At 69.1% G+C, this 21,708-nt stretch carries 19 protein-coding genes, 1 pseudogene and 1 CRISPR repeat array; of the genes and pseudogenes, 5 read left to right on the plus strand and 15 right to left on the minus strand.

The features are described from left to right. Positions 1-152 precede the first annotated feature (152 nt). Positions 153-3,023 (minus strand): CRISPR-associated helicase Cas3', encoded by a 2,871-nt coding sequence (gene cas3 / locus ACWCPM_RS05935; protein ID WP_450974890.1) that lies wholly within the window; start codon positions 3,021-3,023, stop codon positions 153-155. Positions 3,024-3,203: 180 nt separating this feature from the next. Continuing rightward, positions 3,204-6,343: a CRISPR direct-repeat array (repeat unit 29 nt; unit sequence GTCCTCTCCGCGCGAGCGGAGGTGAGCCG). A gap of 37 nt (positions 6,344-6,380) precedes the next feature. On the opposite strand from cas3, the pseudogene ACWCPM_RS05940 reads away from it, so the two are divergent. Beyond that, a pseudogene (locus ACWCPM_RS05940) lies at positions 6,381-7,032 on the plus strand (MSMEG_1061 family FMN-dependent PPOX-type flavoprotein); the annotation flags it as partial. A gap of 489 nt (positions 7,033-7,521) precedes the next feature. On the opposite strand, the gene ACWCPM_RS05945 reads toward ACWCPM_RS05940, so the two are convergent. The 8 genes from ACWCPM_RS05945 to ACWCPM_RS05980 all read right to left on the minus strand — a co-directional run bounded on the left by ACWCPM_RS05945 (position 7,522) and on the right by ACWCPM_RS05980 (position 14,232). Continuing rightward, on the minus strand, positions 7,522-7,926 hold the full coding sequence (locus ACWCPM_RS05945; protein ID WP_450974891.1) for a hypothetical protein: 405 nt from the start codon (positions 7,924-7,926) through the stop codon (positions 7,522-7,524). A 108-nt stretch (positions 7,927-8,034) separates the two neighbouring features. Continuing rightward, positions 8,035-9,807, minus strand: a complete 1,773-nt coding sequence (locus ACWCPM_RS05950; protein WP_450974892.1) for a relaxase/mobilization nuclease domain-containing protein — start codon at positions 9,805-9,807, stop codon at positions 8,035-8,037. After that, on the minus strand, positions 9,807-10,472 hold the full coding sequence (locus ACWCPM_RS05955; RefSeq protein WP_450974893.1) for a plasmid mobilization protein: 666 nt from the start codon (positions 10,470-10,472) through the stop codon (positions 9,807-9,809). Before ACWCPM_RS05955 ends, ACWCPM_RS05950 begins: the two co-directional genes overlap by 1 nt. Beyond that, positions 10,469-10,693, minus strand: coding sequence for a hypothetical protein (locus ACWCPM_RS05960; RefSeq protein WP_450974894.1), 225 nt, complete (start codon positions 10,691-10,693; stop codon positions 10,469-10,471). The genes ACWCPM_RS05955 and ACWCPM_RS05960 overlap by 4 nt, the downstream gene beginning before the upstream one ends. Positions 10,694-10,793: 100 nt before the next feature. Next, the gene (locus ACWCPM_RS05965) at positions 10,794-11,855 is read right to left on the minus strand and encodes a DUF2637 domain-containing protein (protein ID WP_450974895.1); all 1,062 of its coding nucleotides are present in this window, start codon (positions 11,853-11,855) and stop codon (positions 10,794-10,796) included. Continuing rightward, the gene (locus ACWCPM_RS05970; protein WP_450974896.1) at positions 11,852-12,418 is read right to left on the minus strand and encodes a WhiB family transcriptional regulator; all 567 of its coding nucleotides are present in this window, start codon (positions 12,416-12,418) and stop codon (positions 11,852-11,854) included. The genes ACWCPM_RS05965 and ACWCPM_RS05970 overlap by 4 nt, the downstream gene beginning before the upstream one ends. Positions 12,419-12,535: 117 nt before the next feature. Then, positions 12,536-13,279, minus strand: coding sequence for an ATP-binding protein (locus ACWCPM_RS05975; protein WP_450974897.1), 744 nt, complete (start codon positions 13,277-13,279; stop codon positions 12,536-12,538). Next, a complete protein-coding gene (locus tag ACWCPM_RS05980; RefSeq protein ID WP_450974898.1) occupies positions 13,231-14,232 on the minus strand; it encodes a hypothetical protein in 1,002 nt (333 codons plus the stop codon). The genes ACWCPM_RS05975 and ACWCPM_RS05980 overlap by 49 nt, the downstream gene beginning before the upstream one ends. A gap of 373 nt (positions 14,233-14,605) precedes the next feature. Here ACWCPM_RS05980 and ACWCPM_RS05985 point away from each other — a divergent pair, with 373 nt between their 5' ends. The 4 genes from ACWCPM_RS05985 to ACWCPM_RS06000 all read left to right on the plus strand — a co-directional run bounded on the left by ACWCPM_RS05985 (position 14,606) and on the right by ACWCPM_RS06000 (position 17,585). After that, on the plus strand, positions 14,606-15,106 hold the full coding sequence (locus ACWCPM_RS05985) for a helix-turn-helix domain-containing protein (RefSeq protein ID WP_450974899.1): 501 nt from the start codon (positions 14,606-14,608) through the stop codon (positions 15,104-15,106). 163 nt (positions 15,107-15,269) lie between these two features. Next, the gene (locus ACWCPM_RS05990) at positions 15,270-15,779 is read left to right on the plus strand and encodes a hypothetical protein (protein WP_450974900.1); all 510 of its coding nucleotides are present in this window, start codon (positions 15,270-15,272) and stop codon (positions 15,777-15,779) included. 13 nt (positions 15,780-15,792) lie between these two features. After that, positions 15,793-16,974 carry an MAB_1171c family putative transporter gene (locus ACWCPM_RS05995; protein ID WP_450974901.1) on the plus strand — a complete coding sequence of 394 codons (1,182 nt, stop codon included), beginning with the start codon at positions 15,793-15,795 and terminating at the stop codon, positions 16,972-16,974. Further along, a complete protein-coding gene (locus ACWCPM_RS06000; RefSeq protein WP_450974902.1) occupies positions 16,971-17,585 on the plus strand; it encodes a hypothetical protein in 615 nt (204 codons plus the stop codon). The genes ACWCPM_RS05995 and ACWCPM_RS06000 overlap by 4 nt, the downstream gene beginning before the upstream one ends. A gap of 424 nt (positions 17,586-18,009) precedes the next feature. Here ACWCPM_RS06000 and ACWCPM_RS06005 read toward each other — a convergent pair whose 3' ends face one another. The 6 genes from ACWCPM_RS06005 to ACWCPM_RS06030 all read right to left on the minus strand — a co-directional run bounded on the left by ACWCPM_RS06005 (position 18,010) and on the right by ACWCPM_RS06030 (position 21,613). After that, positions 18,010-18,882 (minus strand): GNAT family N-acetyltransferase, encoded by an 873-nt coding sequence (locus tag ACWCPM_RS06005; protein WP_450974903.1) that lies wholly within the window; start codon positions 18,880-18,882, stop codon positions 18,010-18,012. A 96-nt stretch (positions 18,883-18,978) separates the two neighbouring features. Continuing rightward, complete coding sequence (locus tag ACWCPM_RS06010) at positions 18,979-19,176, minus strand: hypothetical protein (RefSeq protein WP_450974904.1); 198 nt, start codon at positions 19,174-19,176, stop codon at positions 18,979-18,981. Positions 19,177-19,179: 3 nt separating this feature from the next. Further along, positions 19,180-20,298, minus strand: a complete 1,119-nt coding sequence (locus tag ACWCPM_RS06015) for a radical SAM protein (protein ID WP_450974905.1) — start codon at positions 20,296-20,298, stop codon at positions 19,180-19,182. 388 nt (positions 20,299-20,686) lie between these two features. Further along, positions 20,687-20,845, minus strand: a complete 159-nt coding sequence (locus ACWCPM_RS06020; protein WP_450974906.1) for a hypothetical protein — start codon at positions 20,843-20,845, stop codon at positions 20,687-20,689. A gap of 61 nt (positions 20,846-20,906) precedes the next feature. Next, positions 20,907-21,161, minus strand: a complete 255-nt coding sequence (locus tag ACWCPM_RS06025; RefSeq protein WP_450974907.1) for a hypothetical protein — start codon at positions 21,159-21,161, stop codon at positions 20,907-20,909. Beyond that, positions 21,158-21,613 (minus strand): ATP-binding protein, encoded by a 456-nt coding sequence (locus ACWCPM_RS06030; RefSeq protein WP_450974908.1) that lies wholly within the window; start codon positions 21,611-21,613, stop codon positions 21,158-21,160. The genes ACWCPM_RS06025 and ACWCPM_RS06030 overlap by 4 nt, the downstream gene beginning before the upstream one ends. Between the last annotated feature and the right edge of the window lie 95 nt (positions 21,614-21,708).

The raw sequence follows: 21,708 nt of genomic DNA on the forward strand, positions 1-21,708 counted from the left end.
GTTGTGGACCCGCCCGCGTACGCCGTCGCTGTCCGCGCCAACCTGTCGGAGAGGTTCTTCGGGTCCCCCGACCGGCTGTTGACCACTCGGCTTCGGGGGCCCACTCGAACGTAGCGGAAACGTGTAGGCAGAGTGCTGGAAATGTGAAGAGATCACACGACTTCGAGGCCGACCTCGGACACCGAAAGCGTGAAGCGCCCGTAGCGGCACCTCCACTCCTCGCCCCCGACGGGACTCATGCGCAACAGAACGAGATCGCGAAGCGAAGGATGCGTTCCCCACTTCGCCGGAACGTCTCCCCCCGTCTCGTCTCCACGCAGCCACCGCCCCGGTACGGGTGCCACCCGTCGCGCAACATCAACAAGCTCCGACACCCCGAGCCCGCGACGGCCTCCGACCGGGACCGGAACCTTGCCTTCGGGATCGAGCGACACCGCCCCGTCCGCCTGTTCATACAGGCAGAGCACCCGGCCGGTATCGGCACCAAGCCGAGTCGTCAACAATTCCTCGGTCACCCCCGCATCCCGTACCGACAGCTTGCTGAGATCGCCCTTCACGTCCGCAGGTCCGCAGAAACCGGCCCACGCCGCCAGATGTCGCTCGGCCGCCTCTCCCGCCACCCGCTCCTCGTCCAGCCGTGCCAACTCCTCACGAGCCGCACCCTCCAGTCGGTCGACGAACCCGTCCTCGTACACCTCGTCCACCAGTCGCTGCACGCCACCGGGAACCGCGATGCCTTCCCGGGCGCACTCCGCCAGAATCACCGAGGTACGCAGGAGCAGACCCGCGTCGTAGACCGCCCCCCATGAGCGAGGAACACCCCCATCGGTCGCGGCCAGCGGATCGAGCACCACCAACTCCGGCTCGTCCTCCCGCACTGCCCACCCCGGGCGGCCGAGCGGGCCCCGTTCATGCCGCCGACCGCGTCCAGCACGCTGCAACAGCTGCGCCAACGGCGCCAGGTCGCTCACCACGAGGTCGAAATCCAGGTCAAGTGACTGCTCCACCACCTGCGTCGCCACAAGGATCGATGCCGGACGAACCCGAACCTCGCCCTCTTCGGACCCGGGCTTGCCATAGGCGGTCTCGCAAGCACGCGTGATGGAGGCCCGGACGTCCGCCGGGAACCGGGAATGCAGCAACCGCACGCCACCGGGACGCGCTGCGAGCTCGGGGAACGCCGCCCGCACATCCCTGTACGTCTGTTGCGCCTCGGCGACCGTCGTGCAGCACACCAACGCCGTACCGCCCTCCGCCGCTACGCGAGCCAGAACCTCCCGCAGCACAGCACGCCGACCGCCTGCCCGAACCGGAGCGTCCGCGGGCTCCACCGCGTCCCACACCACCGGTCGGCGTGACACCTTCAATGTCCGGGCTCGATTGCTCACCGTGCTTCGTGCAGCCGCGACGTCGCCGGAAGCCCCACTGGCGAACAGCCAACCCGGATACCGCGGAACCACACGGGACGGCTCGGTGAACCCGGCGCCCCGCCGGTACGCGTCGACCAGCGAGCCGGCCGAACGGCCCGTCAACGTGGCCGACAACAGCACGACCGGAGCGCCCATCACACCCAGCCACTCCAGCAGCCGCACAAGGAGCTGATGCATCCATGGACCGTAGGCGTGCGCCTCATCAACGACGAACACCTTGTCCGACAACCCAAGCAGCCGCAACACGTTGTATCGCAAGGGAAGCACAGCACCCAAGGCTTGATCGATCGTGCCTACGCCCAGCGGTGCGAGCAACCCGCGCTTGGGGCCACGGAGCCACCCGTCCGCCTCAACTGCAGTGCCTCTCTCAGCACTCACAGAGCTCGCACTGAACGGCAGATCGAACGACGCCGACCTGTCTGCGCTACTCGCCGTACTTAGCCACGCCATTGAGTGCAACAGCATCAACGCGCGTTCCCCGGACATGGTCTGAGTTGCGAACGCCGCGACGCGTGGCAGCATCGCGTCCGCCGTCCCCATGGTCGGCAGCGCGAAATACAAACCCCGGGAACCCGCAGCTCGTCCGAGCAGCGAGGCCGCGTACAGCGCTGCTTCCGTCTTTCCATCACCGGTCGGAGCCGTTACCAGAACCAGCCCCGCCCCATGCTCGCTGACCATCCGAGGAAGATGCTCCGCAAGATCTCGCTGCAAGCTGTTGGGAGCGAAGGGGAACATCGCACCGAAATCCTCGGCAGAGAAGCGCGCCCGGCCCAGCCGAGCCTCCCGCACCAATGCCGGCGCGGACGCCACCGCCAGCAGCCAGTGAGCATCCAATTCTGCCGCCGTCCCCGCCCAGCCAGGGCGGGGGAGACGCGGCACGATCGCGGATGTCTGGCTCGCCAACCAGTCCGCCACCACGACCAAACCCGCCACCACCACTGCCAGACCCGCCGGCAGACCGTGCGAAGGCACCACGAACGCACCCATGGCCCGCCGAAGCTCCTCGAAGTGCACCTGCCGCTGTTCCGCCCAACCCTTCTTCCCCAGACCAGGGTTGTAATCGTTCGCCCGCGCCACCTGCTTCGCCTGCAACACCGCTCCGAAAAGCCCGTGATGCCCGCCCAACAACTGTGCAACCTGATGACCCACGGACTTGCGGAGCAGACGTGCGTCGCTGGGATAGCCAGCTCCCTCCAGCAGTTCAAACAGCGACCAGTGGGACGCGATCTCGTGGCGAAAGCTTCTCTCCGCCTCCGCGCCCGGCGCGCTGACGTACGCGGCATCGTCTCGAACCGGCTCATAACAGGTCGCGACCTGCGCTTGGAACGTGGGAGTGATCTTTCCGATGTCATGCAGCGCGGCCCAGAAGGAGACCACCGTGCGCGCCTCCGTGATGCTGAGGCCGAGCGCTTCAGCGATGCCCTCCCGGGCCCTGTCACTCAGGACGACATCCCAAAGGGACTGGAATACGGCCCCGGTGTCGAGGAGATGACAGATCACCGGATACGGATGCGGCAGCCCGTGCTCCTTCCCCCACATGCGAACGTCCAGTACGCACTCCCCCGAGGCGCTCGCCCCGTTGCGCTTCACCATGAGCTCAGAGATAGCACCCCCCACTGACAACGGCCCCGCAAAGCCTGATCCGCCTGCATCATGAGGACGGAGGCATACACTCTCGGCGCGCAGCAACGACGAATGTCGAATCGAGACGCATGCACGACGAGACCTGGCAAAGAAACTGCAAAGGCATCGGATAAGAGCAGGTCGCCAAGTGTCCTCTCCGCGCGAGCGGAGGTGAGCCGGTGTGGCGAAGCCCTTCGGGTGGCGGGGCAAAGTCCTCTCCGCGCGAGCGGAGGTGAGCCGTCCTTGCACTACGCGAGTAGATGCACATACATGTCCTCTCCGCGCGAGCGGAGGTGAGCCGTCCTGAGTTTCGAACCTAGACTCGTCTGAAGAGTCCTCTCCGCGCGAGCGGAGGTGAGCCGCTCGGGCACGGAGTGACCCGATTGTCAGAGGTGTCCTCTCCGCGCGAGCGGAGGTGAGCCGGCGAGCGGGGGAGCATTCGCCGGACTCAGCCGGTCCTCTCCGCGCGAGCGGAGGTGAGCCGTTGAACCTGGACAAGGTTCTGTCGATCGGAAGGTCCTCTCCGCGCGAGCGGAGGTGAGCCGGGCGAGTTCCGTGCCACGTGGTGGCAGATCGGGTCCTCTCCGCGCGAGCGGAGGTGAGCCGTCCGCGATGCCGTTCGGCGCCCTGGACGACGAGTCCTCTCCGCGCGAGCGGAGGTGAGCCGTCGGGCGCTTCGGGGGCGGTGGTGACGGCCATGTCCTCTCCGCGCGAGCGGAGGTGAGCCGGCCATCTTCCAGGCCGCGTCCGACGCCGGCGGGTCCTCTCCGCGCGAGCGGAGGTGAGCCGCCGTGCGGGACCTGCAGGACATGAACCAGCAGGTCCTCTGCGCGCGAGCGGAGGTGAGCCCCCACCCTTGCCGTCGCCTCCGTCGTCGGCTTCGTCTTCTCCGCGCGAGCGGAGGTGAGCCGCGGTCACGGACGCCGTGGCTGACCATGACCGTGTCCTCTCCGCGCGAGCGGAGGTGAGCCGAAGGGCGGCTACGACCCCACCACCCGCGACCCGTCCTCTCCGCGCGAGCGGAGGTGAGCCGCCGGACAGGACGACCATGGTGTCGCCGCTCTGGTCCTCTCCGCGCGAGCGGAGGTGAGCCGGTCAGTGCGGGGTCCTGGTTGTACAGGCTTGCGTCCTCTCCGCGCGAGCGGAGGTGAGCCGGCCGTCGGCGGGCTCCTGCGAATGCAGTCCGAGTCCTCTCCGCGCGAGCGGAGGTGAGCCGGCGTACAGCCTCCCCGCGGACGCGCCCGATCGGTCCTCTCCGCGCGAGCGGAGGTGAGCCGTACTGAGATCCTTGCCTCTGGCTATCGCCCCTGTCCTCTCCGCGCGAGCGGAGGTGAGCCGATCGGCCGCAACACCCCGTTCCGGATCGGGTAGTCCTCTCCGCGCGAGCGGAGGTGAGCCGCCGTCCATGATTCAGGTCGTGTTGGCCGGCAGGTCCTCTCCGCGCGAGCGGAGGTGAGCCGTCGTCCGCGCCGAGCGCGGCGGATCTCGCGTCGTCCTCTCCGCGCGAGCGGAGGTGAGCCGCTGGTTTCGCGGTCGGAGCTGACACGGAGCACGTCCTCTCCGCGCGAGCGGAGGTGAGCCGCCCGAATCGGTCGGTCACGGTGGCGTGGACGCGTCCTCTCCGCGCGAGCGGAGGTGAGCCGGTGTTGCCGGTGTCGGCGCTGGTGCCGAGGTAGTCCTCTCCGCGCGAGCGGAGGTGAGCCGGTGCTGCTGCCTGTCCAGCCGAGGTGTCCGTTGTCCTCTCCGCGCGAGCGGAGGTGAGCCGCAGCTCACCGCGGTCAACAAGAAGCTGGAAGCGTCCTCTCCGCGCGAGCGGAGGTGAGCCGTAGACGGTGATCTCGGGGGCGCTGTAGCCGGTGTCCTATCCGCGCGAGCGGAGGTGAGCCGGCCCTCGTCGACAACGCGATGGCGATGGGCAGGTCCTCTCCGCGCGAGCGGAGGTGAGCCGCCCTGTCCCGTGCCGACCAGGCCGCGGGCCCGGTCCTCTCCGCGCGAGCGGAGGTGAGCCTCATCCCTGCTGAAAGCCTTGGACTCGGCAGGCGTCCTCTCCGCGCGAGCGGAGGTGAGCCGGCGTCGGCGCTGGTGCCGGCGCCCGCGACCGGGTCCTCTCCGCGCGAGCGGAGGTGAGCCGTACGAGGCGGCGGTGGGGAACATCGCGGGCACGTCCTCTCCGCGCGAGCGGAGGTGAGCCGCCGGGAGAGCCCGCCCTCAGCCTCGGCGACCGGTCCTCTCCGCGCGAGCGGAGGTGAGCCGCTTCGTGATCTTCTTCCCGTACTCCTCATCGGGTCCTCTCCGCGCGAGCGGAGGTGAGCCGTGGCAGCCGGTGATCGTGGCTACGGCGACAACGTCCTCTCCGCGCGAGCGGAGGTGAGCCGAAGTACGGCACGGGCCGCGGCAACGTCCGCTAGTCCTCTCCGCGCGAGCGGAGGTGAGCCGTCCGTTCTGTGGAGAAGGGGTTCAGGCGTTGGGTCCTCTCCGCGCGAGCGGAGGTGAGCCGCTCTTCATGTGCCCGGACGGGCCGACGATCCGGTCCTCTCCGCGCGAGCGGAGGTGAGCCGCCCATCCAGCCCGACGACCCCCGCCTGAAGGGGTCCTCTCCGCGCGAGCGGAGGTGAGCCGTGGGACGCTGCGGCCATGTCGAAGCGGATCAAGTCCTCTCCGCGCGAGCGGAGGTGAGCCGTCGACCGCGTCCGGCGCGTGGAAGCTGGTCCGGTCCTCTCCGCGCGAGCGGAGGTGAGCCGCGCCTTACCGACGAAGCTGGAACAGTCGGAATGTCCTCTCCGCGCGAGCGGAGGTGAGCCGCCGTAGCGGCTCCCTTCAAGAGGGACAAGCCGGTCCTCTCCGCGCGAGCGGAGGTGAGCCGATGGACGACACGGGCGTGCAGCTGGGCACGTTGTCCTCTCCGCGCGAGCGGAGGTGAGCCGTAGATCGCAGATCGATGGCCGACTCTTGACCGGTCCTCTCCGCGCGAGCGGAGGTGAGCCGCTCTGGCATCCGGACGCGAACGTGATCCTTGCGTCCTCTCCGCGCGAGCGGAGGTGAGCCGCTGCCGGTGTACTCCGGGTCTTCGATCCGCAGGTCCTCTCCGCGCGAGCGGAGGTGAGCCGCCCACGCTTCCGGCGCCGTGGTGGACGACGCAGTCCTCTCCGCGCGAGCGGAGGTGAGCCGCGGATGACGTGGCCGAGCCACATCCACCAGGTGTCCTCTCCGCGCGAGCGGAGGTGAGCCGGCGGAAGGGGGCCGGATCAACGTGTCAGGAGCGTCCTCTCCGCGCGAGCGGAGGTGAGCCGCGGCTGGGGATCAGTCTGCGGACGGAGACGGCCTCCATCCCTTTCCAGTAGCGCCTTCGACTCGCTACGCCTCGACGCCGCGCCCGACCAGGAGGCGCTGCGCCGGGCCTTACGACCTCCCCAGCGACGCAGCCGTGCGCAAGCAGATGACCGAACTCACCGAACAGGCCGAGCGGTTGATCGGATACTCACCGCTGGTCCTAGTAGCAAGCGCGGATGCCGAGGGCAACTGTGACGTTTCCCCGCGCGGCGGCCCCGCCGGGTTCGTCGTCGTCCTGGACACACAGACGGTGGCGATACCGGACGCGACCGGCAACAAGCGTCTGGACACCCTGCAGAACATCGTCGCCACCGGACGGGCCGGTCTACTCTTCGTCATCCCAGGGCGCACCACGACGCTCAGGGTGAACGGCCGGGCCTGCGTCTCCACCCGCCCGGAGCTGCTGTCTCGGCTGACCGCCGTGGGCAAGCCGCCGGCTAGTGCGCTGGTGCTGGGGATCGAGGAGGTCTACCCGCACTGTCCCAAGTCGCTCCTGCGCAGCAGGGCCTGGAAGCCGGAGCAGTGGCCGCCAGCAGACGCCCAGCCGACTTCGGCCGAGGTGACGCTGGCCCAGCTCCGGATGCCGGAGCTGACGATCGCTGACATCGAGCAGGCGGAGGCGGATTCGCTGAAGTATCGATACGAGTAACGGGCGACCTGCGTCTGCTGAACCACCAGCCCGCCGAACCCCCAGAGCAGCACGCCCCAAGATCAATCGCGGGTCAGCCCGTAAGCCGGAGCTTGTCGTGTCACAAGTGCCGAGAGTCGTGTAGGTCGAAGCGAGCCGGGGCGTCAAGCAGTTGGCTGAGATCAGCGTTCTGGCCCAGTTACTCAGGTGCGATATCGCGACGGAAAGTACACCACCTACTGCAGACCCGCCGAGCCGCAGATGGTCGGAGCATCGCCGGAGCCATGTTCCCTCTCGCAGTGCCACGACAGGAACATCATTCTCCTCAAGAGACTCCTCCAGCCGCTTGGACTGGGTTTCGCCCATGTGCGGGCTATCAGGGCTTCGTTCAACACAGTGAGGTTCCGGGGCAGCCTTCCGAAGGACACCAACCGCGGTTGACCACTTTGAAAGCCGAGGAGCGCCACCAATACGTCGGTGACGCTCCTCGGCGTTCGGCGCTGTGCTCGTCTACGACAAGTAAGTGCCGGTGAAGATGCCGTCGAAACCGAGCACAGCCAGGCACTCCTCGACGCTCTGGAAGTTCGCGACGTCCGGGCTGTCGATCAGGGCGTCGAAGTTGGCGCGGCTGATCTCGGGTTCGAGCCACTGGTTGCCGCACCGGCAGCGGACCCAGACGTTGCGGCCGTGATTGATGAGCAGCCAGTCGCGCCGGGCGCGGCAGGTCGAGCACATCACGGGGATGCCGCCTAGGGCCAGCTTGTGTGGGTGGCTGAGGCAGCGGGTCGTGCCGGAGCCGTCGGCCAGCCGCGTCTCGTACTGGAGCTGCAGCAGGGGGTCGGTGCCGACAGGGAGGACGGGCAGCGCGGGGGCTGCCTCCGTGGTGCGGTCGGTGGTTCTGAGCACGAGCGTCATCTCCCGGTCGAGGGCTTCCTGTTTTCATCCGTAACAGCCGGTGGAGCTGGCTGTCCAGGGGTTTCGTGTAGTTCGGTCGGCTAGTGGGCCGCCCTGCGGACGCGCTAATCAGCGGCGTGGGGGTCGGCTGCGCGGGTCGGAAACGGCAGGGCGCGGTACCGCTGCGTATGCATTTCGTTCGCTGGTACGGCTGGCCGAGGGCTTCTTCTGGCGGGTGCCAGCCTGCGGGCCACGTGGAGCTTCGCCCGGGTGCCCGGGGAGCTGGGCGATGCGGCGAAGACGCCAGACCAGCACGTCGTTAACGTCCTCGGCGGTGTCGAGTTCGCGCATGTCGATGGCCTGCTGCAGGAGGGCCTCGGGGTCGTGGCCCGCCTGCTCGACCTGGGCGAGGGTGGCGACCAAGGCATCGGCCCTCGTCACCATGCCATCCGCTCGTACGCCGCGCCCTGGCAGAACGGCGCGGAGGGTGGCCTCGTGCGTACGGCGTTCGACCTCGGGGAGGGCACGGCCTTGGTCGTGCAGCACCCGCATCGGGGTGGCGGCGGCCTGGCGGTAGGCGGTGCGCAGGTGCTCGGCGGCCTGGCGGGAGGCGTGGGCTTGCTGGGCGTGTCCGCGGGCGGAGTGCCAGCGGGCGGCGGCGAGGGTGACCAGGACGAGGGTGGAGACGAGCATGGCGGTGGTGCCGCCGTCCTCGCCCCGGCCGAGCGCGCCGCCGGCCTGGACGATGCCCCGGGCGGCCGAGCGGAGAGCCCGGGTGTCGGCGCGTTCGGCGCGGACGTGGCTGCGGGTTGCCCGCTCGAAGGCGCGGGCGGCGGCGGCCAGCTCGGCGCGGGTGGCGGCTGGGGAGGTCTGGGCGACCGCGTCCAGGAGTTCTCCGATGCCGACGAGTTGAGCGGCGGCTTCGCCATCGTCGTCGCGGTCCAGGAGGACGGCGGCGCGTTCGGCGATGCCGGTGGCGCTACGGCGTTCTCGGGCGGGTGGAGACCAGTCCGCACGGCCGCCGGTGGCCGAGGGCGTTGCCCGCTCGGCGGTACCGTCTGCCAGCCGGAGGCGGACCTGCGGCAGGGAGAGGTCGGGGGCCAGCTTGGAGCCGGAGTACCAGACCGGGTCGCCGTGGCGGTTCCGGTCGCCGGGCAGGGCCACGCTGTAGCCGAGCGCGTCGCCGGACGGAGCGGTCCGCGTCTTCACGCGCAGGCCTGCCTCTCGCAGCCGAGTGAAAAACTCCTGCTCCTCGTCCGCTCCGGCGAGGGCTCGGCGGACAGCTTCGCGGAGCGTCTCGCGGGGGGTCTCGGGGCGGCCGGTGCGTTCCGCCTTGAACTTCTCGGCGCTGGTGGGGCTTTTCGCTGCGGTGCCATCGCCGGCGTTGAGGCGGCGCAGTCCCATCTCGCCCTCGATGCGCCGGCATTCGGCCTGGGCTTTGTTGAAGTCGTAGTTGAGGCGCGGGTTGCGGAGGTCGCCTCGGACCAAGGTGGCGACGATGTGGATGTGGTCTTCTGCGTGGCGGACAGCGATCCATCGGCAGCCGTCGGGATCACCGTCGGGGGCGATGCCGGTGGCTTGGAGGATGCGCTGGGCGACGGCGTTCCACTCCTCATCGGAGAGCCGCCGGTCACCGGGGGCGGTGCGGACCGAGCAGTGCCAGACGTGCTTGGCGGGCGCTCGGTCGCCAGCCTGCTTAACCCGGAGGTCGAGCGCGGCAGTGAGGCGGGCGAGGGTGACTTTCGGGTCGGTGTCGGGGCTGCTGTCGCGGCCGGGGTCGGGGGCGAAGCCGTCCCAGGAGCCGACGAGGTGCGCGTCAGTGTGCTCCTCGCGCTTGCCTGGGCCGTAGAGGTAGACCAGGAGTCCGTGCGTGCGAGAGCCCCGTCCGATGTCAGGAACCATCACAGCCTCCTGGTCACCAGGTCGTTCGCCGTGTCGTCGAGGCGGCCGAGGGACTGGATCAAAAGGCTGAGTGCGTGGTCGAGTTCGCCGGGGCGGGGCTGTCCGCCGGCATTGTGGACGTAGGCGATCTGGTTGATGTTGTTGCCGATCCGGGCCAGGGCGGTGCGCAGGGCGGCGAGTTCGTCGATGGCTGTGTCGAGTTGTTCGTTGGTGTGCAGGGTGGTCGAACCGCGGGCGGCGGCAAGGCTGGCGGCGGCGAGAAATCGGGCGACAGTGACGCCGCGCCGCGTTGCGGCGGCGGCAATCTCGGTCTTCTCGGTATCGGAGAGGCGGATGGTCGTCTTGCAAGTGCGTTCGCTTGGGTTGCGGGTGCGTCGGCGCGGTTTGCGGTTGGGAAAAGGGGGCGTGCTCGGGCTCGGCTGCTCGCGCTGGTCGTGGCGATCTGCTTCTCCCCCTGCGACCGGCGCCCCCTGGTGCTGGGAGTCCGGTTGGTCCCCGTGCGTCCTCGCTCGGGGACCAACCGGACTTCCCCCGCTCTCCCGGGCGGGGGCAAGTGCGTACGACGGGCCGTAGGACCGTCGTACGCGATAGCTTGCTCCGCCTGGGTCCGTGTTGGGGTCACGTTGAGGTCCGGACGTGGTGGCCGCTGCGTCGTTGGCAGTCACCGGCCCGTCTCTGCGTCCTGCTGGTGGACATCGCGGACGATGTTCTCGATCCAGTCCATGGCGAGAACCGGGTGGTGCAGGGTCCATGGGCAGCTGTGTCGGCATCGTTGCACGGTCCAGGTGCTGTCGGGACCGGATTCGGCGTGGTGAAGGTGGCCGCGCTGGTACAGGACGGTCAACCAGGTGTCCACCTCGGCGGGTGTCGCGGGTTTCGTGCGCATGGCGGTGCTCTCCGGTTCATGGGAGGAGGTCGTGGGGGCGTGCGGGGCGGGTGGCCGGCCGAGGTGTTCGGCTCAGTCACCCGACCCGTGGGATGTGCGGTCAGTTCCGGGGAGTGGTGACCGACTGTCCGTGCTGCTGGCGGAGCTGGACCATCAGGGCGGTCAGCGTGTCGCTGGACAGCGGGATCTGCTGACCGCGGATTGCCTGGGCGACCACCTTGCGGGTCAATTTGTCCTTGGCCGTGACCGCTGACCGGGCGATCTCGAGCAGTTCCTCGGTGTCCAGGTCAGTTCGCCGGCCACCGGCTGTCCGGGGGGCGCGGTCAGCGACCAGTGGCGGAGTGACCGGCCGGTCGATGACCGGCCGGAGGTTGGCCGAGTGACCGGAGACCGTCTCGGTGACGGTCTGCCGGTCGCTGACCGCCCGAGTGGTGTCCGGCTGTCCGCCCAGGTCATCAGCCTCCCTGTCCCGGTGATTGGTGTCCGGACTGCCTCTGTCCGCCGGGGCGCTGTCCCCGGTCGGTCTCCGGGCATCCAGAGCCTGCTTGCGCAGGGACGGGTGGGACCGGTCGGTCAGGGCGGTGACCGGCTGTCCGGCACTGACCTGACCGAGTCGCGGCTGCTGCTGTCCGGCCCGGTCGGTCCGAGTGACCGGGATGCCCTCGGACCGACCGGGATGACCGGCCTGACCGAGGTCATCGCGGTCACTTCGGTCACTGTCCTTGACCGGCCCCCGGGCGATGAGGATGTACAGGTGCACCGCCCCGGCCAGGGCCAGCGGGGCGATGGTGGACAGCACCGCGACGACCGTGTCTCCGAGCCGCAGCCCGGTGGCCGGTGTGTTCTCTTCGTTGAGCCGGACCGCGTGCAATGCGTTGGCCCAGATGCTGGCGGCGGTGGCCGTGCCGAAGAGCGTCCAGACGTAGAGCCGGGCGCGCAGGGGCGCGTGGCGCAGGACCAGCAGGGCCCGGATGCCGTAGGCGATGAACCCGTCGATCACCAGCGGGAAGAGGTAGGTCAGGAGACCGCGGACGTGGATGGCGACGGCCATCTGCTGCAGGGCGTCGTAGCTCAGGGCGCATCCCGCGCCGCCGAGGGCGATGACGACTGCGCGGTCCCATCCGGTGATGTGCGCCTTCTTGGGCGAGCTCGCGCTGGTCACGCGACCGTCCCGAAGTCGTCGCGGCCGAAGCGCTCGCTGTCGGTCTCAGAGTGCGCCATGGGCAGCGGGGACCTCTTCAGGTCTCGGTTGCGAAGGGCTCGGCGGGTCTCGCGGTACAGCTTCTGGGCGTGTTCCTCGGTCACCTTCAGGAGCCAGGCCAGGCGTTCTTCGGACACGCCGTGCTGGTAGGCGGCGCGTACGACCGCGCGGCGCTCGGCCTTGGTGAGGTGGACGTCGCGCCCGGAGATGGTGGCGTTGACGCGGCTGTAGTCGAGGCGGCTGGCGAGCTTCTCGTGCAGTGGTGCGCGCTCCTCCTCCGTCATTCCTCCACGGATGCCGTGGGTGTCGCCGCCTTCGAGGGCGGCGTCCAGGCAGGTGCGGCGGACTGGGCACTGGCCGCACAGTGATTTCGCTGTGGTGATCTTGGGGGTCTCGTCGGGCTCTGGGAAGAAGATTTCGGGGTCCACCGGGTTGTGCTCCGTGCTGTGGCAGACGGCCTGGTCCTGCCAGGTGTGGTCGCCGAGTGACCGGTGGTGGGCAGGGCTGATCGTCGTGGGGGTCATGCGGTTGCTCCGATCGCTCTCCGCACTCGGTAGGCGTCGGCGGAGAGGTGTTGCCGGGTCGGGAAGTACATGGGGCGGCGCGCTGGAGCGCGGCTCGGCGTGGCGGCCTGTTGCGGGTCAGGCGGCGTAAGGCTGGCGTCTGCGGTCGACGGGCTCGAAGGTAACGCGGGTGGTCATCTCGGCGAGCCGGGAGGCGACGCGGTCTCCGAGGTGTTCGCGGAGGTCACGCATGGCGAGGTTGGTGGTGATCAGTGTGGGGAGCATCAGGTTGTAGCGACGGTTGATGAGCCGGTAGGTGATCTCCTCGACCCATTCGGATGTCTTGGCCGCGCCAAAGTCGTCCAGGATGAGCAGCGGGTAGCGGCTGACCGTCTCGAGTTGGCGTTCGGTGTCGTGTCCGGGCCGTGGGCGCAGGTCGGCGTAGAGGTCGGCGGCCGTGGTCGCCCGCCACCTGACTGCGATGCCTGCTTCGACGAGGGTTCGGACCGCGCCGTACACCTGGTGGGTCTTGCCCGCGCCAGTGACGCCAGCGAGGAGCAGGCTGGTGCCGGTGGTGATCTGCGGTCGCGCGCCGGGGTTGGGTGCCTCGGCGCGGGCGATCACGTCGCGGGTCCAGGCCAGTACGTCGGGGTGGTCGGCGCGGGCGGTTCGGTAGCGCGGGGGCATCCGGGCGTCCAGCTGGCCCAGCGGTGTGTAGGGCTGGTCATCGTCCGGGGCGTCGGGGAGGTGCTGTGGGTTCATGCCTCGGGCGGTGAGGATCCGCCGCAGGCGCTGGAGGGCTCCGGCGCCGAGGAGTTGAGGCTCGGTGCTGATCACAGCTCCTCCGCGTAGGCGGCGGCCGGGTCGACCGGGTTGGTCCATGCTCGGTGCGTCGCGCCGGGCCGGGATGCGGACTGGGCGGGGATGCGGGCGTTCATGGCGTCGTTGACCAGGCTCGGCAGCCGGGAGGGATGTCCCTGGATCTCGGCGTAGCGGGCGAGGCCGGCGCGGATGTGGTCCGCGTCGATGCCTTCGGCGAGCAGCTTCTTCAGCAGGCGGCCGAGGTGTCCGAGGACGTCCCCAGGCGGTCGTTGTGTGCAGGAGCCCACGTACTCGGCAAGGAGGTTCCCGGCGGTGACCGTGCCGTCGGGTGCTGTGCGCCCCGTAGGTGAAGACGATCCAGGATCCATGATCCTGGATCCGGACGTCGAGGCTCCGACGCGGTTTCGCGGGAGGTTCGTCGAAGCCTCGACGAACCCCACTTGACCTGTGGGTTCCCCTCCCTTCGGGGCGGCCGTCCCGCTGATGTCGTCCTGCGGGTTGTCGCCGCCGCCCGGGGGCGTTGTGCGGTCGACGTGCGGAATCGGGGGCTGTGCGGGGCGTGGGTCGACGGCTCGGTGAGCGTTCGCCGAGGGCTCGTCGAGTGCTGCGCGAGTGATCGCCTCGGCTTCAGCACAGACTCCCTTGCACGGACCGCACCTCTTGTCGCTGTGGTGGGTGGCGCAGACCGGGAGCCGGGACTGGCTGGGTCGGTCGATCTTCTGGTGCTCGTGCCAGCCGCTGATGTGGAGGTAGCGCTTGCCGTCGCAGCCGGTGTACCGACAGATCAATCCTGCGTCGGCGAGCTGCTGGAGGTCGTCCTCCACGTGTACGGGAGTGTGCTCGGCGCGCAGCGGCCACAGCAGGCCGGCGATGATTGCCGGGTTGTCCCGGTGCCGACCGTGGTCGTCGGAGTGAGTGAACAGGCCTATGTAGGTGACGACCGCGGTGACCGAGCAGGCCGCGACCCGTTCGTTGACGAACAGGTCGGGCTTGACCGTCCGGATGCGGGCCATCAGCTCTCCCGGCGAGCTCGTCGACACTGGAGCCGCTGGCAGCGGCCCCGCGTCGAGGCTGCCGAGATTCCCCTGCTGGGTGGGCGCATGTGATACTCCGTCCTCATGGACGGGGCTGCGTGGTTGTCGCCTGCAAGCTGGCCACGCGGCCCCGGGATCATTGGGCGCCCTCGGTGAGAGCGTCCGACGGATGCCCAGGAGTTGCCGCTCCTGGGCATCGTCGTTTGGCCCCACCCGGTCATGAACCGTTTTCGTGGGTGGATGGCACGATGATCACACTAGACTGAGATGGGGCGATCCTGTCAACCAGCGAAAATGAAGATCGGGAAGCCATTCACCCCAGTGGAAGTGACGCGACCGAAGGACGGCCACGATGGACCACGAGAACAACCCAGCTGCGACGCAGGCGGGCGGCGGGGCCACGCTCGCCGGTCGCCTGGACAGGCTGTTCACCACAGTCCACCCGAAGGGGCGCGGCCCGTACAGCTACGAGGAAGTGGCGTCGGGCATCCGCCGACAGGGCGGCCCGACCATCTCCGCGAGCTACATCTGGCAACTGAGGACCGGCGCCAAGGACAATCCGACCAAGCGCCACCTCGAGGCCCTCTCCGCCTTCTTCGGGGTGAAGCCCGCTTACTTCTTCGACGACGACGAATCGGAGAAGATCGCCGCCGAACTGGACGCACTTGCGGCCATGCGCGATGCAGGCGTGAGATCAGTGGCTCTACGCGCATCCGGGCTCTCCGACAAGAGCCTCAAGATCATTTCCGAATTCATCGAGCGCGCCCGCGAACTCGAGGGCCTCGAGATCCCCGACGGGGACTCGATCATCGACACCAATTCCAGTGGCAAACATCACGACGATGCGGACTGAGCCCCATCAGCAAGGACTTGACGCCTTATTTGTGCATGATTGTCCGCATACAGCCGTCGCAGTCGAGAGCCCTCCAGATGTGCGGCCGGAAATGATCCATATACTCGCCACGGCATCGCGGCACTGAGTCGCGCGTTCGAGAAGTGTCGGATTCGGAGGGCAGATGAAGTCCGGTCGTTCGGGGCCTGCTCAAGGTCCGGGAATCCGGCTCGAATCCGTCCTGGACGATCTCGACCTTCCAGATCCCTTCAAGATCGAGGAACTGATCGCCCGCGTTTCCCATAAGCGCGGCCGTCCTATCCACTTGCACACGGTCCCGGCGATCACAGGTGAAGAACTGCCCTGCGGAGCCTGGCTCGCGACGGAGAAGGCGGACCACATCCTCGTGGAGGAGGCGACCAGTCCACTCCACCGTGATCACATCGTGCTCCACGAGGTGAGCCACATGCTCCTCGGGCACACCCCTCGCCAAACCCTCGGCCGCGCCTTCCACCACCTGGACCCCGACCTCGTGACAGGTGTCCTCGGCCGCACGAGCTACGAGACCGAGGAGGAGCGGAGCGCGGAAACACTCGCCGGCCTCATCGCGACCCGTGCCGCTCTGCGTGGAAACGACGACCGAACCACCCCCAGCACCTTGCGCAGGCTCAATGCCGCGCTCAGCGACTCCTGAGACTCCCCCACACATGATCGACGCGATACCCGCTGTCCTGCTCTGGGCCGTCACCCTCTGGCGCGCCCGCTCCGCCTTTCGGAGACCCGGTCGTTTCAGTCTCTGGCTGGCCTTCGCGGCACTCGCCGTGGCCTTGACGGTCCGGCCGGTCGCCATCGCATCAGCAGTGGACGAGTACCTGCACGTCACCAACGTGTCATTCCTGATCAAGCACATCTGCGCGACCGTCGCGGCAGCGTCGGTCCTCACCTTCGTCGCCGACATGGCCGAGTCGAAGACCAGGATGCGCGTGTCCAGGCTGCACAAGGCCGTGCCCGCCGTCACGATCGTCCTACTGGCCGCCTGCTTCTTCGCCACACCCCAGCCTCACGAGGCTGAGGATCTCCTGGCGGACTACGCCGACCACGCCACGATCCTCGCGTACGGCACCGTATGGACCTCATACCTCGGCACCGCCCTACTGAGCGCCACGCAGCTCTGCTTCCGCTGGGGACGCCGCCCCGACAGCGGACTCGTCGGCCGGGGACTGATCCTCATCGGCAGCGGTACCGCCGTCGGCCTCGTGTACGCCCTGCACCGCATCGCAGTGCTGTTCATCGAATACATCGGCAGCAGCCCACTCAGCGAACAGGTCAACCACACACTCAGCACGGGCCTGCTCTACCTGGCCCTGCTGCTGATCCTGCTGGGCACCACCCTCCCCGCCGCCCCACGCGCCCTCGCCCGCATCCGAGCCCACTGGCAGCTCGTCAGGCTCTACCCCCTGTGGCGCACTCTCACCGACGCCGTCCCGGAGACCCGGCTCGACACACCGCCGAGCCGCGCTGCCGACGCCACCAATGCACTGCGGACCCACGACCGGCTCTACCGGCGCACCATCGAGATCCGCGACTCGATCCTCACCCTCGCCGACCACGCACCGGCAGAACTGCGCGGACGCGCCTACGACCACGCCACATCTCTCGGCTTCATCGGCGCCCACGCCGACATCACCGCCGAGGCCTGCTGGCTCGCCGTCGCCCGCGAGGAACGGCTCCGCGGCACGGCCACCGGCTCCGGCGAACCCATGCCTCCCGCCAGCGGAGGCCGAGACCTGGCCACCGAGATCCGCGCCCTCACCACCCTCAGCACCGCCTACCGCTCCCGCGCCACCCAGGACTTCCTCCGCGCTCACCTTGAGGAGACACCGGCATGACCACGACCCAGCTTCCCCTCACTGCCGCCGCTCCCGCCGAGCGGCGCTCCGCCCGCCTCATCACCGAGGTCCTGGCACCCGCCAACCTGGTCATCGGCGTCCTGCTGGTCATCGGCTGGCACTCCACCAACTCGCTCGCGGGTGCGGGCTGGGGCCTGCTGGCCGGCGCCTTCTGCGGCGGCCTGCCAATCGCCTATATCGTCGTCGGCGTCCGCCGGGGCCGCTGGACGGACAAGCACCTCAAGGTCCGCTCCCAGCGGTGGATACCGCTCTTCGTCACCCTCGGTTCCGTCCTCGTCGGCACGGGCCTGCTCCTGGCGTTCGACGCACCCCGCGAGGTCGTCGCCCTGGTCGCCGCCATGATCGCCGGCCTGGTGCTGACCATGGCGGTCACCGTCTGGTGGAAGGTCAGCGTCCACACCGCCGTCGCCTCCGGCGTCGCCGTCGTCATCACGGTCGCCTACGGCTGGTGGGCCGCCCTCCTCTTCCTCGGCGTCGCCGCCGTCGGCTGGTCGCGGGTCTCCCTCCGCGACCACACGACGGCACAGGTGATCGTGGGCACCATCCTGGGAGGCACGGCGGCAGCCGTGGTGTTCGCGGGGCTGCGCTGACCGACCGGTCACATTCGCCGCATCAACAAGCCAGGCCCCAAGGGCCAGGAATCGCTCAGTGCCGCGTCCGTAGCTATGCCTGACACGGAACCGCCTTGACAATTGCTCCACCGATGTTGTCAGCGCTGCGCTGCAGGCAGCAGGGATGGCCGGTTCGTGGCCACGACTGCGGTGCACCTCGACGTGCCGCCAACTGCTCGACTTCGGCATGGCAGCGATGGCTGGCGCAAAGGATGATCTTCCTACCGAGCGAGCCGTTCGGCGCATTCCTCCGGCCGAGCGAAGCCGACTTCGGCGAAAACGGCTTGCCCTCGGCAATCGCGTGCAGAAGCCGCGGGTCGGACGGCAAGTGTCCGCCTACCCGAGCCCCGCACACGCATGTGGTCGCACATACGTACTACCGCGGCCACTTCCGGGGAGCACGTCACACGGCCTTCTGATTGACGTACCCCAGCGACGCCAGGCCCTCGGCCGCGCACAGCCGATCTGAGGCTCCGCCAACTTCGGTCTGGAGCAACTGATAGGCGGCGCCCTGCTGGCATCCCCAATGCATTGCCGCACGCCACAGGGCCCGGCCGTAGCCGTGGCCCCGGCAGTGCGGCAGGACGCCAAAGTACTGCGGCAGCAGGCGCAAGGCTCCGCTGGCGTCGGCCAAGGTCTCCATGGGGCCGATGGCGCCGGCAACACGCCCCTCGTGCAGCACAGTCAGAACGGGGCCGACGGTCCCGGCCTGCATCTGCTCGTGGAGGAAGGCGAAGCCGTCGGCGGCCATCTCCCGGGCGAAGGCTTCGAAGCCGACGTTCTCGCCGAGCTTCTGCGCCTCGTGGACCGGTACGGTCGCTGCCCCTCCGGGCCCGCCGGCGAACTCCTTGAGCTGGACCCGGGTCCCCACTCCCCGCGCGTACTCCTCAGGCTGGTCGGGCGCGAGGAACCACACGACCTGCGCCGTGCCGGCGCCGTGGAGCGGCGCGAGTTTCCGGGCCAGGTCGGCGCCGGCCGACAGGCCGCCCGGGGCAGCGCCGTACACGTGGACCTTCACGGTGCCGGCGCCACGGTCGACGAGCGTGGGGATCAGGGTCAGCTCCCGGTCGTGCTCGATGGCGTCGACCAGGACGTGCTCGGTCTTGGTGTCCGACCAACGGCGGTCCTTGTCGTAGGGCAGGAAGCGCCCGGTGCCCGCCGTCTCCACGACGGCCTGGAACAGTTCCGGAAGGGGATCATCCGGGCGGTGCGGGCCGAGGGTCGGTACGTACGGCACGGGCATCACAGGTTCGATCCAGCCCCATCGGAAGCGCATGGCCCGCACGCTAGTCGTCTCCTTTCGCGGCCGCAGGCCCCGGCGCGTTGAGACGCCAGGGCCTGCGTGTCGTGACCGGCTCAGGTGCCGGCTGTCCTAGTGGGGGTTGTCGTCACCGGCAGCGCAGGAGCACTTGGCGCTGTCCATGACGGTGTCCATGTCGGCGACGGAGAGGACCTGGGTCACCGGCTCGGCGGCAGGCAGCACCGGCCGCGTGAAGTACGGCAGGTCACGGTCCGGGCCGTTATCCGGCAGCGGGCGCCTCGGCGAGATCTCGACTGCTACAGCGGTCATCTTTCAGCCTGCTTTCTTCGGTCCGTGCTGGCAGTAAGCCGCCAGCGGGGCCTTCGCCTCCTGGTAGTGCTTGGCCAGGGGCCTGCACACGCGGCAGGAACCGGAGAGCGTGCAGCCTGAGCAGCCTCCGGTGCGAAGCATGAGGCGGTCCGCGATCGCTCCGAGACGGGCAAGGCCCTGAATCCCCTCGTGGGGGAGGCTGATCTGGTCGTCGCGGCCGATCTTGCAGATGGACACCAGGCCGTGCGGGTCCATGTGGAAGAAGGTGTGTCCGGCGTTGCATCCGGTGAACGGCTTGCGCAGCCTCAGGTGCTCCTTGGACTGAGCGGTGAGCACCTCGCCGCCCCCGTAGATGGTGGGCGTCATGTTCGTGAAAACCTCGTACTCGACGCCCCAGTCCTTGCACAGGTCGACCATCGCCTGTTCCTCGTGGCCGTTGTCGTCGGTGACGACGATGCTCATCCGGAGGGGCAGGCGGGCGTGCCGGGCGGCGTTCATCCCTTGGACGAACTGGTCCCAGGCTCCGGTGCGCTGCGTGAGCTCGTCGTAACTGGCCTTGGTCGCGCCGTACATGGAGACCGTCACTCGGTACGGCGGGCACTCCCTGAAGAGGCGGAGCAGGTTCTCACGCCACAGCAGCGAGCCGTTGGTCGAGACGGTGATCATCATGCCGAGCTGCCAGGCGTGCCGGTAGGCGCGCATGAAGTCTCGGTCGATGGTGGGCTCGCCGCCGGTCATCTGGAGGAACAGCACGCCGGCCTCGCCCAGGATGTCGAGGCAGCGCCGCTTGTCCTCCCACGGCATTCCCGACTGCACCTTGAGCCCCAGGTAACAGTGCTTGCAGTCGTAGTTGCAGCCGAGGTTGAGTTCATAGCTCGCCTTGCCGTACCCCCATGTGGACGGCCGGCGGACGAGCAGGAAGTCGGCGAGGATCATGCCGGTGACGTCCAGGTCGTCCCACAGTTCGCGGACTGCCTCGGCGAGCCAGGGTGGGGCGGGTTCGGATGGGTCGAGGGCGCGCAGCTCCTCGTAGCGGGCCTCCGGCAGGAGGGCGCCACCCCGGCTTCCCGGTCGCACCAGCACGTGATGCTCAAGGAACGGGCTGGCGATCAGTTCAGGCATGCGGGCTCCAGCGTTCGGTCGTGGATGCAGCTGAGTTCGGTCCCGGCCGCACTCTCGGTAGCGGCCGGGACCGGTGTCCCGGCCGCCGTCACTCCCCCACGGAGGGCCGGCCGGAACGCTGGCCCGCCCCAGGCCGGGGACCACACGGGGGAAGGTCCGGGCGTGGGGAGCCGATCTTGTCGCCGCGACCGGCCCGGGGCGGGTGTCTGGTGGGTCAGGTGATGGCGCCCAGTAGCAGCGCCGCGCAGGTCACCAGGCACAGGACCACGTGGGCACGGGTGTTCACTGGGTGCCCTTCCTGACCACGCGTAGGTCACGACTCGGGCCGCCGCGGACAATCCCCCGCCAGCAGTCACGGCACGCGTGTACCTCCCAGCCGGGACCGGCATCACCACGGTGCCGAGCCAGCAGGCGCCCGCGCCGGGTGGGCACCCCGCAGGAGATGCACACCTGCATGGGCGCGGGGCTCGTCGAGAGGGCCGATGACCCACTCCAGGCCCAGCCGCAGGATGCGTGGGTCGGTGTACCACAGAAGATCGGTCGGCACACGCCGCCATCGCATCAGGCTCCGGTACCCGTCCAACCCGCACACCGTGAGCTCGGTGCCCTCACGGTGGACCTGCACGCCCGCGGCTGTGGCGTCCCGGCCAGCAGTCCGCTCCGCCCGGCGGAATCACCCACAGCAACTGGTTATCGATCAGGTCTTCCATGACGGGCCCGGACCGCTCCGCGACGACGTCCCAGACCAGGCTGCCCCAGTCGCAGGGCATCGTGACGGCGTTCCAACTCCCGTCGACGGTGGCGACATCCACGGGTGCGGAGCTGGGCAGGTAGACCGGTCGGACAGCCAGGGTCGGGGTCACGGAACCTCCACCTCGGCCCAGATACTCTTGCCCCACTGGTACGGGGTGACGCCCCACCGTGCGGCGACGCCGACGACGAGGTTCATCCCGCGGCCCCGTTCGGCCAGCGGCCCCACCTGCATCCGGGTGGGGTGCTGACGGCTCTTGTCCGTCACGGCGACGCGCACGCACGAGCGGCCGGTGCGGGTCAGGGTGACGCGGACGACCGAGCCGCGGGCGTGCTCGCACGCATTGGCCACCAGCTCCGTCACGATGAGGGCCAGACCGTCGGACAGCGCCGACAGGTGCCACACGTCCAGCACCAGACGCACCATCTCGCGTGCGTCGCCGGCGGACTGCCTTTCCCGCTCGAAGACTCCGCTATAGGCGGGGTGACCGGTCGAACTGGCTACCGGCCGCCAGGACGACCTCACGCGGTCCTCGGTGGCGCAAGGGCGACTGCTGCTGTTCACGCTTCAGGCTCCTCCCGTGTCCGTGCTTAGAGACAACGCCCTTTCATCGACCCAGCGGGGACCTCCGGGCGGACCTTTGGGCGGACATTTCAAGC

This window comes from Streptomyces sp. NPDC002309 (assembly GCF_053593375.1).